The organism is Actinomycetota bacterium, assembly GCA_040757835.1.
In the GTDB taxonomy this organism is placed as follows: domain Bacteria; phylum Actinomycetota; class Geothermincolia; order Geothermincolales; family RBG-13-55-18; genus SURF-21.
Window position 1 is genome coordinate 193,779 of sequence record JBFLWJ010000002.1, and the last position, 15,310, is coordinate 209,088.

14 protein-coding genes are annotated in these 15,310 nt (G+C 63.4%); all 14 read right to left on the minus strand.

The features are described 5' to 3' along the window. Positions 1–50: 50 nt before the first annotated feature. Positions 51–2,117, minus strand: a complete 2,067-nt coding sequence (locus AB1384_03240) for a L,D-transpeptidase family protein (protein ID MEW6553286.1) — start codon at positions 2,115–2,117, stop codon at positions 51–53. A gap of 292 nt (positions 2,118–2,409) precedes the next feature. After that, on the minus strand, positions 2,410–3,462 hold the full coding sequence (locus tag AB1384_03245; GenBank protein ID MEW6553287.1) for a L,D-transpeptidase/peptidoglycan binding protein: 1,053 nt from the start codon (positions 3,460–3,462) through the stop codon (positions 2,410–2,412). A 245-nt stretch (positions 3,463–3,707) separates the two neighbouring features. Next, on the minus strand, positions 3,708–4,547 hold the full coding sequence (locus AB1384_03250; protein ID MEW6553288.1) for an FAD/NAD(P)-binding protein: 840 nt from the start codon (positions 4,545–4,547) through the stop codon (positions 3,708–3,710). Then, positions 4,544–5,569, minus strand: a complete 1,026-nt coding sequence (locus AB1384_03255; protein MEW6553289.1) for a 4Fe-4S dicluster domain-containing protein — start codon at positions 5,567–5,569, stop codon at positions 4,544–4,546. Before AB1384_03255 ends, AB1384_03250 begins: the two co-directional genes overlap by 4 nt. 12 nt (positions 5,570–5,581) lie before the next feature. Beyond that, complete coding sequence (locus AB1384_03260) at positions 5,582–6,565, minus strand: 4Fe-4S dicluster domain-containing protein (protein MEW6553290.1); 984 nt, start codon at positions 6,563–6,565, stop codon at positions 5,582–5,584. Further along, a complete protein-coding gene (locus AB1384_03265; protein ID MEW6553291.1) occupies positions 6,559–6,996 on the minus strand; it encodes a hydrogenase iron-sulfur subunit in 438 nt (145 codons plus the stop codon). The genes AB1384_03260 and AB1384_03265 overlap by 7 nt, the downstream gene beginning before the upstream one ends. A 3-nt stretch (positions 6,997–6,999) precedes the next feature. After that, entirely contained in the window at positions 7,000–9,036 is a 2,037-nt protein-coding gene (locus AB1384_03270; protein ID MEW6553292.1) for a CoB--CoM heterodisulfide reductase iron-sulfur subunit A family protein, read from the minus strand. A gap of 93 nt (positions 9,037–9,129) precedes the next feature. Continuing rightward, on the minus strand, positions 9,130–10,095 hold the full coding sequence (locus AB1384_03275; GenBank protein MEW6553293.1) for an electron transfer flavoprotein subunit alpha/FixB family protein: 966 nt from the start codon (positions 10,093–10,095) through the stop codon (positions 9,130–9,132). Then, positions 10,096–10,890, minus strand: coding sequence for an electron transfer flavoprotein subunit beta/FixA family protein (locus AB1384_03280; GenBank protein ID MEW6553294.1), 795 nt, complete (start codon positions 10,888–10,890; stop codon positions 10,096–10,098). A 63-nt stretch (positions 10,891–10,953) separates the two neighbouring features. Then, positions 10,954–12,090, minus strand: a complete 1,137-nt coding sequence (locus AB1384_03285) for a (Fe-S)-binding protein (GenBank protein MEW6553295.1) — start codon at positions 12,088–12,090, stop codon at positions 10,954–10,956. Between the two features lie 188 nt (positions 12,091–12,278). Then, complete coding sequence (locus tag AB1384_03290) at positions 12,279–12,674, minus strand: cobalamin B12-binding domain-containing protein (protein MEW6553296.1); 396 nt, start codon at positions 12,672–12,674, stop codon at positions 12,279–12,281. 168 nt (positions 12,675–12,842) lie between these two features. Continuing rightward, complete coding sequence (locus AB1384_03295) at positions 12,843–14,483, minus strand: methylmalonyl-CoA mutase family protein (protein ID MEW6553297.1); 1,641 nt, start codon at positions 14,481–14,483, stop codon at positions 12,843–12,845. Positions 14,484–14,529: 46 nt separating this feature from the next. Beyond that, a complete protein-coding gene (locus tag AB1384_03300) occupies positions 14,530–15,039 on the minus strand; it encodes a cob(I)yrinic acid a,c-diamide adenosyltransferase (protein ID MEW6553298.1) in 510 nt (169 codons plus the stop codon). Beyond that, positions 15,036–15,310 (minus strand): zinc ribbon domain-containing protein (locus AB1384_03305; GenBank protein MEW6553299.1); only part of this gene is annotated, 275 nt, incomplete at its 5' end. The genes AB1384_03305 and AB1384_03300, both read right to left, overlap by 4 nt.

Below are 15,310 nucleotides of genomic sequence, written 5' to 3' on the forward strand. Positions count from 1 at the left end.
GAGCGGGGCCGTTACCTGGAGGCTCGGGCCGGAAAAGCACCGTGCTCCGGTCAATAGCCGCGCGGCATCACGAAATACATGACCCGCTCCGCCATGACCGGCACGTCCGAGCTGACCACGGTGGAGAACGAGGTGCGCTCCAGCCCGGGCACGTTGTCCACGGCTACGGAGACGCGCCGATGGGGCTGGATCACGTAGCCGATGGAGAAGACCGCGCCGTCGTCGCGCTGCCAGATGACCACCGCGTGGGCGGGGGCGGGAGACGGGTTGGAGAGGAGGATAAAGGTGTCGAAGGCCCCGTCGGTGAAGCCCTCGGCGAAGAACCAGGTAGGAGAGGCCTGGGGAGCGCCGATGGTCGAGTTGCCGCCGCGGTGGCTGTCCAGGTCGTAATAGACGGAGCGCTCCGCCACGATGGGCGCGCCCGAGGTCACGGTGAAGGCCATCTCGGTGTTGGCCAGACCGCCCTGCAGGGCTATGGGCACGGTGAGACGGCTGCGCGCCCGCACCAGGTACTCGTACCTGAGGCTGGAGTCGTTGAGATAGTAATCGATCCCGGCCACCGTATCCGAGTCCCCGGGGTTGCAGAGCATGATGTAGCTGTTCAAGAACTGGCGCGTGCATCCCTCGGCGAAATACCATGTTGTCGAGGGCCTGCTGGCGCCCATGCTGGAATGGCCCCCGTCTATGTAACCGAAGTTGAAGTACATCGCCCGCTCCGCCACGATGGGCCCGTCGGCGTGTACCTGCATGGAGAAGGAGGCGGCGCCCACCACCGGCAGGGAGTCCACCGGCAGCGTCAGGCGGGAATGCGGCCCCAGCTGCATGACGTGCTGGTACGGTGGCGCGTTCTCCAGGAAGAAATCTACCCTTACGTTCACCCCGATCGCGCCCGGGTTGGCCAGGAGGAGGAAGGTATCGAAACCGTTGGCCGTGAAGCCCTCGGCGAAATACCAGTCCTCGGAGAGTTGGGCGGCCCCAAGGGACACCGTGCCGTCCGTCTTCTTGCCGGCGGCGAAGTACATGGCACGCTCGGCCACGACGGGAGCGCTCGCCTCCACATGCATGGAGAAGGAAGCGGCGTCCATGCCCGGGATACCGTCGACCATCTGGGTAAAACGGGAATGGGGAGCGACGGCGCAGGTCTGCTCGACCACCTCGCCGCCCTCCTTGAAGTAGGTGACCTTGGCCTGCACGCCGCTTTCGCCCGGGTTGGCCAGGAGCAGGAAGGTGTCGTAGCCCTCGGCCGTGAAGCCCTCCGCGAAATACCACGAAGCCGAGGGCTGCGGTGCCCCGATGGAGGAATGGCAGCCGGTGACCACGCGCGGCGCCAGGGAGGCGTAGGTGATGGTCAGCGGGGTGCCGTCAGGTGCCCAGTAATACGGCCAGTAGGCCTCCATGGGGTGCTGCCGGATGCAACCATGGGAAGCGGGGGCGCCCAGCCCCGTCTCATATGTCCGTGAGCCCCGCGGCCACGAGTGCATGCCGTGGGCCGAGGTGAAAGCCATCCAGTAATCGCATACCGCCCCGCCCAGGCCTACATTGGTCCCGTAATGCCCAAGGATGCGGAAATTCCCGGTTGGCGTGCGGTTGTTCAACCCCGTGGAACAGCGCGTCACGTTCACCAGCTGGCTGCCCTCGTAGAAATAGAGGCGCTGGTCGGAAAGGGAGCAGACGATCTTCTTGGGGCCGGCCGCCGCTTTTAGCGCGGCGTCCAGCACCGCATAGACCCGACCGGAAAGCGGGCCCTCATGCAGCGCTTCGTCCACGCTGCTTACCGCGTAATAGTATCCTTTTCCCACCTCGATATCATCGTCGAGGAAGACGGGGTAAAGGAGCATGGAGTCCGCGGCCTTTCCCCCGATCGGAGACAGGGGGCCATCGGCGGTGTCGGAGCGGTAGACGTTATAACCGTAGGCGCCATCCACGGCATCCCAGGTGAGGGAGATGCGGATGCCGCTGTCCTGCGGCCGGGAGAGGACCCGAAGGCCTGACGGTGCCGCCGGAGCTGCAGGCTCATCCGCCCGCGCTCTCTCCATTCCTGCCGACAGTACCGGCGCGGTGATGATGGCGATCATTACAGTTATAAGCAAACATACGTTGTGTGCCTTAAGCTTCATCTCTTCTCCTTTTCCGCTCATCCGGTACCTATCTGATATTCTCGACCGCCAGACCATTGAAATAAATCCCCTTCACGGCCCCCTCCACCTCGTCGCCAACTCCCATCGCGCCTGGCTCCATCACCCCCCGCCTGGGGAGCGCCGATGGTGGAGTTGCCGCCGCGGTGGTTGTCCAGGTCGTAGCGGACAGAGCGCTCCGCTACGATGGGAGCGGTGCAAAGCATCCGTACATCGCTTCCCCCGCCAGATCAAAGCATCCGGTTATGCTATCTGCGGCGTCTACGTCCAGTACTCAGTAGATGAGCACGGGGATGCCGACTTCGACCCTCTCGAAGATGTCCTCTGAATCCTTGATATACATGCGTATGCATCCGTGGGACGCGTTGGTGCCGATGGAATAAGAGCTGTAGGTGCCATGGATGAAGACGCCCGGCGCGCTGGTCCCGATGGCCCGGGTCCCCAGGGGATTGCCGGGGCCGGCGGGGATGAAGGGGGGCATGGTCTTCGCCCACGGGGTACCGGGATTGACCCAGGTGGGGTTCTTCTGTTTGCTGGTGACCTTGAAGGTGCCGCTGGGGGTAGGCCAGGATGACATGCCCACGGCCACCGGGTACTGCTTCTCGATCTCCATGTTGCTGTAGAGGGTGAGCTGGTGGTTGGCCTTGTCCACGACGATCACCTTGCCCACCTGCGCATCGGAAACCCGGGGCGCCGTGACCTCTATCTGCAGCTCCGCGGTGCGGTCGGATTCGGAGAGCGCCTCCAGGACGCTCTTTCTCGCCAGCTCGCTATCGAGCTTCCAGCCGTCCTGTGACCTCTGCACGATCAGGCTGCGGCCCTCGAGGCGGATCTCCGCATCCACCGGCGGGCGGTCTATGGTCGTCTCAAGGGTTGAGATAAAGGAGTCCAGTTTCTGGCGGTCGTAGTGGATGACCAGCTCGACATCGCGGTCCAGGCCGCGGAAGGTGGCGCGGTTGGCCCAGCGCTCGTAGAACGGTATATCGCTGCCGGCCTCCATTGCCCTGTCCACGGTGGCCTCCACGTCGACGTAGGCGTCGATCTCGAAGAGGGGGAGCGGCCAGGTATAGCCGTCGAAAGCCAGCACGAGGTCGCTGTTGAGGGTGGCCAAGTCCAGTTCGGAACGGAGTTCCTCGATGGCCTCGGCGCGGCTCATGCTGCCGATATTGATGCCCTCTACATAAACCCCCTTGAAGACGTGGTTGGCGTAAGCGATATCCAGTCCGACGAAGGCCAGTCCCGCGATGATCACCACGGCGCCCACGATGACCAGCAACGCCAACATCATATGGCGGAGGACCCGCCCCGTCTGCATCCTGAAGACCAAATCTCCCTCCTCTTTGCGCATATTTCCGCGCGCTACAGGTATTATCCTTCCCATGCCGCGCCATGAGTAAAAGGCCGCGGCGGCGATGAACGCCTAGCGGTGTTGTACCATATGGCGCCAGATAATTGAATGATTTCCAATAAAGAGCTTAAGCCCGTATCAGCGCTCCAACACCCGCAAGACGAAGCAGGATAAGAGAAAAGGGGCCGAGTCTCCTCAGCCCCTTCGATTCCGTATTCGCGCGATCAGGCGAAGGCCTCGGGGATCTCCTTCAGTTGCGCGTAGGAGAAGACCGGGCCGTCCTTGCAGACGTAGAGGTGCCCCACGTTGCAGCGGCCACACTTGCCGATGCCGCACTTCATGCGGTTCTCCAGGGTGGTATATACCTGGTCCGGGGTGAAGCCCAGCTCCTCGAGGTTCTTGAGCACGAAGTTGATCATCACCGGTGGCCCGCAGGTGACCGCGATGGTATTCTCCGGCTTGGGCGCCACCTCCATGAGCAGCGAGGGGACGAAGCCCACGAAGTGGGGCCACTTCTCCTCCTCAACGTCGATGGAGAGGTGGCATTCGCAGTCCCCGCTCTTACCGATCTCCTCGAACTCCGCCTTGAAGCAGTGGTCCTCGGAGGTACGGGCGCCATAGATGAGTTCCAGCTCGCCGTAGTCGGCGCGGTTGTCACGCACCCACTGGATCACCGGGCGCAGGGGGGCCTGCCCGATGCCGCCGCCGATGGTCACGATGTTCTTGCCCTTCCATTCGTCCAGGGGAAAGCTGTTGCCCAGGGGGCCGCGGATAAAGAAGGAGTCGCCCGCCTCCAGCTCGTGCAGGGCGGAGGTGTTCTTGCCCGCCTTCATGATACTGAAGCGCAGATAACCCTTCTCCGTCGGCGAGGAGGAGATGCAGAACATCGATTCTCCCACGCCGGGGATGCCCACCATGGCGCAGTTGCCCGGCTTGTGGCTCCAGGCGTCCCATACCTTCTCGTCGGCGAAAGTGACCTTGAAGGTCTTGATGCAGCGTTCGCCGGGCGCCTCGTACCACGCGTCGATGATGTTTACCCTATAAGGGATGTATGGGTTCTTCATGAGGCATCCACCACCTGATCGAGTATGTCCAGGATATCTATGTTCACCGGGCATAGGTTGATGCAGCGGCCGCAGCCCACGCAGGCGATGACCTCGAAGTGCTCCGGGTAGTAGGAGTACTTGTGGTTGATGCGGTTGCGCGTCCTCTCCTTGCGGGTAGGCCGCGGGTTATGCCCCGACGCGTGCACGGTGTACTCCCCGAACATGCAGGAGTCCCACATGCGGCAGCGGCGCCCCTCCCCCATCTCCTCCACCTCGTCCTGGATGTCGAAGCAATGGCAGGTGGGGCAGAGATAGGTGCAGATGCCACAGCCCAGGCAGGCGGCGGAGACCTTCTTCCACAGCTCGTTCTCCCACAGGTCGGGAAGCTTTTCCGGGATGCCCGCGGTGTCTATGGAGCGGCGGATCTTGCCCTTCGCGTCCAGGGCCATCTGCTCCGCCTTCTTTTCGTCGTCCGCCGCGGCGTCCTCCAGCTGCGCGGAGAGCGTCTCGGCGAGCTTCTTGCCCTTGTCGGTCAGCTCCTGCACCAGGTAGTAGTCACCCATGTCCGTGAGGAGCATGTCCAGTCCCTCCGTGCCGAAGGGATTTCCCCCCACGGAGGCGCAGAAACAGTTCACCGAGGGGGGCTCCACGCAGGCCATCCCCACCAGGGTGGTCAGCTCGCGGCGCTTGAGGTAGTAGGGGTCTTCGAAGTCCCAGGAAAAGAGCTTGTCCACGATGGCCATGGCCCGGGCGTCGCATGGGCGCAGCCCGAAGATGACCGTGGTCCCTTCCTCCTCCACGTTCTTCTCATTCAGCTCGGGGTTGCCGACGACGAAGCGGAACAGAGTCTCCGTCTGGGGGAAGGCGAACTTCTTGGGGGGTACGGTGGAGTTGCCGTAGCCCAGGAAGGCCTCCCCGGCATCGCCTATCTGCTTGAAGACCACCACATCATCCGACTTGGCGGGCGCGATGAGGCGGAATTTGGAGAGCTCGCCCAGGGCCTCTCCGAGCTTTTCCTTGCTTAGTTTCTTTACTGCCATGGCACCCACCTCTTACATTATGAAGTCTTCACGGTCCTCGACCTTGAAGGTCGAGAGCAGGGGCGGATTCTCGACGTCGGTTCCCGGCTCGTAGTCGTACAGCTCCAGCACGTCCTTGGAGAACTTGCGGTTCAGCTCCATGAGCGGGATGTCCACCGGGCATACCCGCTGGCACTCGCCGCACTGGATGCAGCGGCCGGCCAGGTGGTAGGCGCGGGAGATATGGTAGGCGGTGTTCTCGCTGAGGTCCACGCTGCGGCGCATCCACTGGGGTTGCAGGCGCAGCAGAACGCAGTCCTCGCAGTAGCACATGGGGCAGACGTTGCGGCAGGAATAGCAGCGGATGCAGCGGTTGAACTTTTCCTCCCAGTATGCCCACTTGTCCGCGGCCGAACGTTTCTCCATCTCCGCGACGTCCGCGTAGTCGTCATCGGCGAAACGCTCCACCTCCGCGTCCAGGAGTTCGTCGTAGACCAGGGGAGTGGGATAGCGGCAGCGCGTGCACTTGTCCGCCAGCAGCTCCTCCTTGGGGACCTCCTCCTTCGTGCCGCCCGCCGAAAGCACGAGCTTTTCGCCCTCCAGGGCGATCTCGCCCACTTCCAGGACATCCGGGAATCTCGCCTGCACCTTGGCCATGTCCACCACCCCGGTGCAGGGGATGCCCAGCACCAGGATACGCTCGCGGGGGTAGGCCTTCTCCTCCATCTGCTGCAGCAACGCGCGGGAGTCGCAGCCCTTGACCATCACCGCGACCTTACGCAGGTCGGGCTCCTCTCCCCGCTTTACCGGGAGCTTCTCCTCCAGGACGATGTAGCTGGCCAGGTTGTTGACGCAGGCGGGCGTGAAGACGAGGTCGTCCGCATCGTCAGGACCCGTGACGAAAGCCGGACGGACCCGGAAGCCGTAGGTGCCGGGGCGGTACCCGATGAGCTCCCTCACGTCCTCCCTGGAGATCACCTCTTTGGCCATCTCTCTGAGTTTAGTAAGGTCTACCAATTTAACTGCCTCCGTTTGAACTGATCCATGGGTCCGACTTCCTTGACGCCCTCCCTTACCTCCTCGATCACTTCCTTCCACTTGGCGCCCTCTGAGGCCGAGACCCAGCTCATGCGCACCCGCTGTGGCTCGACTCCCAGGTGCTCCAGGAAGTTGCGCATGAGGTTGAAGCGGCGCCGCGCGTAGTAGTTGCCCTGCATGTAGTGGCAGTCGCCGGGGTGGCACCCGGAGATGAGCACCCCGTCCGCCCCTTGCTGCAGCGCGTTCATGATGAAGAGGGGGTTGACCCTGCCCGAACACATGACCCGGATCACCCGCACGTTGGACGGGTACTGGATGCGTGAGGTGCCCGCCAGGTCGGCCCCGGCATAGGAGCACCAGTTGCACAGAAAGGCCACGATATTCGGCTCGAAATCGTTCTTCTCCGCCATGTTCTACTTCACCCCCAAAGCCTGGATCTGCGGCAGTAGTTGCCAGTCCTTGAAGGAGCGCTGCTGGATGGAGCCGGAGAGGCAGGCGGCGGCGCAGGCGCCGCAGCCCTTGCACAGGGCCTCGTTGACCCTGGCCACGTTCACCGGCCAGCCCATCCGGTTGACCTCCACCAGCTCGATGGCGGTGTAGGGGCACAGCTCCACGCAGAAGCCGCAGCCGCGGCATGTGGCTTCGTCCACGAAGGAGGTCTGGGCCTCCACCTTCACCTTGCCCGAGGCCATGGGGATCATTGCCGCCGAGGCGGCGCCCTTGGCCTGGGCTACGGCGTCGGGGATGTCCTTCGGCCCCTGGCATACCCCGGCGAGGTACACGCCGTCCGAGGCGGTGTCCACCGGCCTCAGCTTGGGGTGGGCCTCCATGTAGAAGAGGTCCGAGGTCTGTGAGAGCTTGAGCAGGTCGATGATCTCCCGGTTGTCCCGGCGCGGCACCAGCCCTACCGAGAGCACCACCATGTCCGTCTCGTGCTCCAGGGGGGTGGAGGTCAGGGTGTCCTCGGCCCTGACGATGAGCTTGTCGCCCCGCTTGTAGATCTCGGAGGGGTTGCCGCGGATGTACTTTACGCCCTCGCGCCTGACCCGGTCGTAGAACTCCTCGAAGCCCTTACCGAAGGCGCGCACGTCCATGTAGAAGATAGTCACGTCGCAGTCGTGGCCCACCTTGTCCTTGACCAGGTGGGCCAGCTTTGCGGTGTACATGCAGCACACGCGCGAACAGTACTCGTTGCCTACACTCTTGTCGCGCGAGCCCACACACTGGATGAAGGTGATGCTCTCGGGGACCTTCGGCGGTTCCTCCTCCTCGCCCTCCTTCTTCTTCTTTTTCTTGCCACGCTCGATCATGGTGACCTTGCCGCCGGTGGGTCCGGAGGCGTTGACCAGGCGCTCGAACTCCAGGGCAGTGAGCACGTTGTCGTACACTCCGTAGGCGTATTCCGGCTTCAGGCTGGCGTCGAAGACGTCGTAGCCGGTGGCCACGATGATCGTGCCCACCTTGAACTCCACGACCTCGTCCTCCAGGTCGAAGTTGATGGCCCCGGCCTGGCAGGCGTCCTTGCACTTGGGAGACTCGCCGCACTTGCCCTTGGTGAGGAAGAGGCAGCCTTCCTTGTCGATGGTGTACTTGGCTGGCACCGCCTGGGGGAAGGGCATGTAGATGGCGCCCCGCATCCCCATGCCCTCATCGAACTCGTTTGGGAAACGCCCCGCCATGCGGCAGGCATCCGCGCAGTCACCACAGCCGGTGCACTTGTTCACATCGACATAACGGGATTTCTTGCGCACCTTGATATCGAAGTTGCCGATGTAGCCGCCGATCTCCTCCACCTGGGAGTAGGTCATGAGTTCGATGTTGGGATGGTTGTTCACGTCCACCATCTTGGGGGTCATGATGCAGGCCGAGCAGTCCAGGGTGGGGAAGGTCTTGTCGAGCTGGATCATATGTCCGCCCACGGAGGGTTCCTTCTCCACCAGGTAGACCTTGAAGCCGGCGTCCGCGATGTCCAGGGCGGCCTGGATGCCGGCGATGCCCGCCCCGATGACCAGGCAGGATGGCTCCACGTCCACCTCTTTGGCGTCCAGTGGTTCCAGGCGGCGCGACTTCACCACCGCCGCCTCCACCACGCGCTTGGCCTTCTCGGTGGCGGCTATGGGGTCCGAGTGCACCCACGAGCACTGCTCGCGGATGTTGGCCATCTCCAGGAAGTAGGGGTTGAGGCCGCCGGACAGCAGCGTCTTGCGGAAGGTGGGCTCGTGCATGCGCGGCGAGCATGAGGCCACCACCACGCGGTTGAGGCCCGCCTTCTCGATGTCGTCGGTGATCAGCGCCTGCCCCGGGTCCGAACACATGTAGCTGTAGTTGCGCGCCACCGTGACGTCGGGCAGGGTCTGCGCGAACTTGACCACTTCCTCCACGTCCACGGTACCGGCTATGTTCGTGCCGCAGTGACAGACATAGACCCCGATCCTTGGTTTACCGTTCATATGTCTTAAGTCCTCCTCGTGCCTTCGTTAAAAGGTCGATTATCCTGCAATTTCATTATGGCAACCGGAGGAGTCCGGTCTCAATGACAACGCTTAAGCGCCCTTCAACTCCTTGATCTTCTCAACCAGCTTGGGGACCACCTTGAAGAGGTCGTCCACGATGCCGTAGTCGGCGATGCCGAAGATGGGGGCGTCGGGGTCCTTGTTGATGGCCACGATGACCTCGGAGCCCTTCATGCCGGTTACGTGCTGGAACGCGCCCGAGATGCCCACGGCCAGGTAGAGCTTGGGCTTCACCGTCTTGCCCGAGATACCCACCTGGCGGTCCGAAGGCAGCCAGCCCGCGTCCACCACGGCGCGGGAGGCGGCGAGGTCCGCCCCGATGGCCTGGGCGAGTTCCTCCACCACGGGCAGGTTCTTGTCCTCGCGGATGCCGCGGCCCACGCCCACCAGCAGGGCGCTCTGGGTGATGTCCACGTCTCCGACCTCGGGCTCCACGTACTCCACGAACTTGCGGTATGCCACGTCCTCGCTCACCGGGTTGTCCGCCTTGACGACCTCTCCCGACTTGGAAGGCTCCTCTGCCACGAAGGTGGCCTCACGGATGGTGAGGATGTAGAGATCGGCGTCCTTCATGGTCAGGTGCGCGTCCAGCTTGCCGCCGTAGAACTGGCGGGTAGGCTTGGGCTTGTCGCCGTCCATCTCCACCGCGGTCACGTCGGTGACCAGTGGGGCTCCCAGCTCGACCGCCAGTGCGGGGGCCAGGTCCACACCCTGAGCGGTGTTACCGATGAGCACCAGCCCCGGTCCCTGCTCCTTGATGAGGGCCGAGAGCGCCTTCTGGTACAGCTCGGAGTTGTAGTTCTCGAACATGGCGTCGTTTATGTACAGGACCTTGTCCGCGAAGCCCGCGGCCTTCTCGGCGAAGGCATCGACGTCCTTGCCCAGCACGACGGCGACCACGGTCCCGCCAAGCTTGCCGGCGCCGCACAGCATCTCGACCGAGACGTCGCGCATCTCGCCGCGGCGGTGCTCTACGAGTACGAAGATGTCTTTCATTTATACCAGCCCCTTCTCTTTCAGGATGCCGGCCAACTTCGCCGCGGTCTCCTCGGGCTCGCCCTCCAGCATCTCGGCCATCTCTCCAACCACCGGCGGCGTGAACTGCTCCAGCACCGCCCATGAACCCGCCTCGCCGACGTCGGCGGCGTCCAGCCCCAGGTCTGCGGCTGATTTCACGGTGATCTCCTTCTTTGCCGCTTGCTTGATGCCCTTGAAGGAAGCGTAACGGGGCTCGTTGATACCGGTCTGGATGCCAAGTACGCAGGGCATGTCGATCTCGAGGAACTCCATGAGGCCACCCTCGAGCTCCCGCCCCACCTTGGCCCTCTTTCCAGGCTCGAGGACCTCCACCTTCTTTACGTAGGTGGCGTGGGGGACCCCCAGCAGCTCGGCCAGGGCCACCGGCACCGCGGCGTAACCGTCGTCGTCGGTGAGTGAGCCGGCGAAGACGATGTCGTACTCCAGGCCCTTGATGGCCGCCGCCAGAGCCTTGGCCACGGCCAGTGCGTCTCCGCCCGCGAAGGCGTCGTCCTCGAGGCGGATGGCCTCGTCGCCGCCCTTGGCAAGCGCCATGCGGATGACCTCGTCCGAGTCCTTGCCGCCCAGGCTGATGACGGTGACGTTGCCCTCAAGGCGCTCCTTGATCTGGATGGCCTCCTCAACGGCGTAGTTATCGCACTCGTTGATCCCAAAGGATAGTCTGCTCTTGTCGATATCCTTTCCGGAGGCATCGATGTGGACCTCGGACTCGCTGGTGTCCGGGACCCTCTTTACGCATACCACCATGTTCATACGCGATTCACCTCTTCTTTCCTCATCCGGTTCCTGCTATGACAGCGCTATGGCTCGATCTATCTACAAAGCCTCAGCCAGGAGCTCGAGGATATCCATGACCTGCATCTCCTCTTCAACTCCTTTGACCTTGGTGGCATCTTCCAGCGTGAGCAGGCAGAAAGGACATGCCACGGCGACGACCTGCGCGCCCATCTCCTTGGCGTCCTCTATCCTGATCTCGGCGAGCCGCTCCTCCTTGGACTCGCTCTCCACCCACATCTTGCCCCCGCCGCCCTCGCAGCACAGGCTGCGCTCGCGGCAGCGGTCGAACTCCTTGAAATCCACTCCGGGGATGCGGGTGATGATGTACCTGGGCTCGTCGTAGATATCGTTCTGCTTGCCCAGGAAACAGGGATCGTGGTAGGTGACGACCTTGGCGATCTCCCCGGGGATCTCCAGCTTGCCGTCCTCGAGCAGCTCTGCCACCAGCTCGGTGTAGTGCAGGACGGGCACCTTGAGGCCGTGGTATTCCTTCTTGAGCGTGTTGTAGCAGTGGGGGCTGATGGCCACGATGCGGTTGACGTTGAAGGAGTTGAGCATCTCGACGTTCTCCTCGTCGCACATCTCGAAGAGGCCCTCCTCGCCGAGGCGGCGCACCTCGCTGCCGCAGCAGCTCTCGTCCTCTCCGATGAGCCCGAAGTCGACTCCTGCCGCCTGCAGCACCTTGACCAGTGCCTGGGCCACCTTCATGATCCGAGGGTCATAGGCGTCGGTGCAGCAGATGAAGAGGAGCACGTCGGTGGTCTCCTCCGCTTCCGGCTCAAGGACCTCGACCTCCAGGTCGGCGGCCCAATCGAGGCGCTTGGCGCGCGGCGATCCCCACGGGTTGCCGTCCTTGAAGATGGACTCGAGGGCGTCGCGCACGGTGGGCTGTACCTTCCCCTCCTCGATCTGCAGGCTGCGCAGGCCGATGAGCACCTCCATGGGCTCCAGTCCCTTGGGGCAGCGGGCGGCGCAGGTGTAACAGGTGGTGCAGTCCCAGATCTCCGGCTTCTCGGAGATCTCCTCGAGCAGCTCCTCGTTCTGGGTGTCGTACATGAAGCACCTTACCCTGAGATCCGTCCTCAGGGCGACAGGGCAACCACCCGTGCACCTTCCACACTGGATGCAACCGAGGAGGTCGTACTTTTCGACGAAATCAAGTTCTTCAGCGCACATGATTTACCCCGCTCCGTTCCTTTTTTCGTCCTATATCGCTTACCTTACTCTATCTGTAATGCCGGGGTCCGCCCGTGGAAAGACAGGGCATCTCCGGCACGGGCCATCCTATTATATTAGATATTTTTCGCCTCAATCAAGCACGGGAACGATGTCCTTCTTGCTGCATAAAAAGGTAAGGCCACATATCAACCGAGCTTGTCCTCTAGAAAGGAGACGATGCCCGAGATAGGGGTCCCGGGCGTGAAGATGCCCGCCACCCCCATGGCGGTGAGTTCACGGATGTCTTCCTCGGGGATTATTCCGCCCCCGAAGACCAGGATGCCTTCCCCGCCCCGCGCCCGCAGGAGTTCCATCACCCTGGGGAAGAGGGTCATGTGGGCACCGGAGAGGACGGACAGACCTACAGCCTCGACGTCCTCCTGCAACGCCGCTTCGGCGATCTGTTCCGGTGTCTGGTGCAGTCCGGTATAGACTACCTCGTAGCCCGCCTCCGCGAGGCCCCGGGCGACCACCTTGGCGCCCCGGTCGTGCCCGTCGAGGCCGGGTTTGGCGATGAGAACACGGTGTCTTTCCGGGTTCACAGTCCCTCCTGGTTTCGATTGGGAGTTCAGTGGCCGGACCAATGAACCGTCATCAGTATATAGGAATTTCCGCGGTGAGCAAAGCAAGAACGAGCGGCCCCGTCCTCCGTCCCTGGAGCGTCCATCATATGACGGCAGGCGCGTGGCCAGGATAAGGGCGGAGATGGCCTAGAAGAGGGCCGTCTCGCGGTATTCCCCGAAGACCTCGCGCAACACTCCGATGATCTCTCCCTCGGTGCAGTAGGCGCGGGCGCAGGAGATGATCAGCGGCATGAGGTTGGCTTTCCCTTCCGCCCCCTCCCTCAGCTCCGCCAGGCTGGTCTCGACCTGTGATGAGGCGCGGGAGGCACGCAGCGCCGCCAGCTTCTCCCTCTGCTTCTTCTCCACCGCGGGATCGATCTTGAGCAGATCGATGGCGATGGCCTCGTCTGCGTTCTGAAAGCGGTTGAGCCCCACCACCACGCGCTCGCCCCTCTCTATCTCACGCTGGTAGCGATAGGCGGCGTCGGCTATCTCACGCTGGAAAAAACCCACCTCGATGGCCTCGAGCACTCCGCCGAGTTCCTCTATTCTGCGGAAATACTCCTCCGCCTGTTCCTCCATGCGCGTGGTCAGGGCTTCCACGAAGTACGAGCCGGCCAGGGGGTCGATGACGTTGGTCACCCCGGTCTCGTAGGCGATGAGCTGCTGGGTGCGCAGCGCGATCTCCACCGCCTTCTCCGTGGGCAGGGCAAGGGTCTCGTCCATGGAGTTGGTGTGCAGGCTCTGGGTCCCCCCGAGCACGGCGGAGAGGGCCTGGAAAGCGGTCCTTACTATGTTGTTCTCGGGCTGCTGGGCGGTGAGGGAACAGCCGGCGGTCTGGGTGTGAAAGCGCAGCATCCAGGAGCGGGGGTCTTTCGCGGCGTACTTCTCCTTCATGTGCCTGGCCCAGATGCGCCGGGCGGCGCGGTACTTGGCGATCTCCTCGAAGAAGTCCACGTGGGAGTTGAAGAAGAAGGAGAGGCGGGGGGCGAAGGCGTCCACGTCGAGTCCCGCCTCTATGCCCGCCTCCACGTAAGCGAACCCGTCGGCCAGGGTGAAGGCCAGCTCCTGCACCGCCGTGGAGCCGGCTTCACGTATGTGGTAGCCGCTGATGGAGATGGTGTTCCAGCGAGGGACCTCGGCCGAGCAGAAGGCCAGGATGTCGGTGATGATGCGCAGGGAAGGCCGGGGCGGGAATATCCAGCTCTTCTGGGCGATGTATTCCTTCAAGATATCGTTCTGGATGGTGCCCCCCAGCTCGGAGAAGGAGGCCCCCTGTTTCTCTCCCACGCAGAGGTAGAAGGCCAGGAGCACGGAAGCGGGGCCGTTGATGGTCATGGAGGTGGTGATGGCGCGCAGGTCGATGCCGTCGAAGAGGACCTCCATATCCGCGAGGGAATCTATGGCCACGCCACAGCGGCCCACCTCGCCCTCGGAGCGGGGGTCGTCGGAGTCACGGCCCATGAGGGTAGGCATGTCGAAGGCCACCGAGAGGCCCGTCTGCCCCCTCTCCAGCAGGAACTTGTAGCGCTGGTTGGTGTCCTCGGCGGAACCGAAACCGGCGAACTGGCGCATGGTCCACAGGCGCCCCCGGTACATGTTCGGCTGGATGCCCCGGGTGTAAGGATATAGGCCTGGATAACCCAGGTCCTCCTCGTAGTCCTGGCCCTCCACGTCCTCCGGGGTATACAGGGGCTGCAGCTCCTCACCGGAGACGGTGGTGAAAACCGCGTCCCGCTGCGGGGAGGGGCCGTATTCCTCCGCGAGCCATCTCTGCTTCCCCACCATCCATCACCTCGCTGTTGCCGGGCGCTGTCCGGCATATCCCGCCGGCTCAGTACTCTATTCCCTTCCTCATCTCTAAGCCCTGTTGGTAGTGGTGTTTCACCTCGCGTATCTCGCTCACCGTGTCGGCCAGGTCCACGATCTCGCCCGGCGCGTACCTGCCCGTACAGACGACCTCCAACTCGCGGGGGCATGAGCGCAGGAAGTCGAGCACCTCCGCGAGGGGGAGCAGGCCGTAGTCGATTGCCACGTTGATCTCGTCAAGGATGAGCATGTTGTGCTGGCCTTCCGACACGACCTTCCTGGCCAGGTCGAGGCCCTCGCGGGCCATGCGCAGGTCTACCTCCTCCGGCTCTCCCTTCTTCACGAACTCGTCACGGCCGGACATGACGATGGTCAGGTCGGGCAGGCACCTCTCACAGGTGATGAGCTCGCCGTAGGTCCGGCCCTTCATGAACTGGATCATGAAGACCTTCATGCCGTGGCCCATGGCACGCAGAGCCTGGCCCAGGGCCGCGGTTGTCTTGCCCTTTCCGTCCCCGGTGTAGACCTGGATCATTCACGCACCTTCGTGCCGCATGCTGCGCAGAAGACCACATCCTTGTCGGCTATGCCAGCCCCGCATTTCGGGCAGGCATGCGTCTCCTCCAGGGGCGGAGCGGCCTCCCCGGCCGCGGCCGGCGCGGGCTCCTCGGGGGCGGGTGGAGCGGCCTCCCCGGCCGCGGCCGGCGCGGGCTCCTCGGGGGCGGGTGGAGCGGCCTCCCCGGCCGCGGCAGCAGTCTCCGGCACCCCGGATACCTTGGCCCCGCAGACGGCGCAGAAGACCGCGT

What these genes read in the sequence shown, in the direction of transcription:
- AB1384_03240 (MEW6553286.1), bottom strand. Translation starts at nt 2,117, where the DNA reads ATGAAGCTTAAGGCACACAACGTATGTTTGCTTATAACTGTAATGATC.
- AB1384_03250 (MEW6553288.1), bottom strand. Translation starts at nt 4,547, where the DNA reads ATGAAGAACCCATACATCCCTTATAGGGTAAACATCATCGACGCGTGG.
- AB1384_03255 (MEW6553289.1), bottom strand. Translation starts at nt 5,569, where the DNA reads ATGGCAGTAAAGAAACTAAGCAAGGAAAAGCTCGGAGAGGCCCTGGGC.
- AB1384_03265 (MEW6553291.1), bottom strand. Translation starts at nt 6,996, where the DNA reads ATGGCGGAGAAGAACGATTTCGAGCCGAATATCGTGGCCTTTCTGTGC.
- AB1384_03270 (MEW6553292.1), bottom strand. Translation starts at nt 9,036, where the DNA reads ATGAACGGTAAACCAAGGATCGGGGTCTATGTCTGTCACTGCGGCACG.
- AB1384_03275 (MEW6553293.1), bottom strand. Translation starts at nt 10,095, where the DNA reads ATGAAAGACATCTTCGTACTCGTAGAGCACCGCCGCGGCGAGATGCGC.
- AB1384_03280 (MEW6553294.1), bottom strand. Translation starts at nt 10,890, where the DNA reads ATGAACATGGTGGTATGCGTAAAGAGGGTCCCGGACACCAGCGAGTCC.
- AB1384_03285 (MEW6553295.1), bottom strand. Translation starts at nt 12,090, where the DNA reads ATGTGCGCTGAAGAACTTGATTTCGTCGAAAAGTACGACCTCCTCGGT.
- AB1384_03295 (MEW6553297.1), bottom strand. Translation starts at nt 14,483, where the DNA reads ATGGTGGGGAAGCAGAGATGGCTCGCGGAGGAATACGGCCCCTCCCCG.
- AB1384_03300 (MEW6553298.1), bottom strand. Translation starts at nt 15,039, where the DNA reads ATGATCCAGGTCTACACCGGGGACGGAAAGGGCAAGACAACCGCGGCC.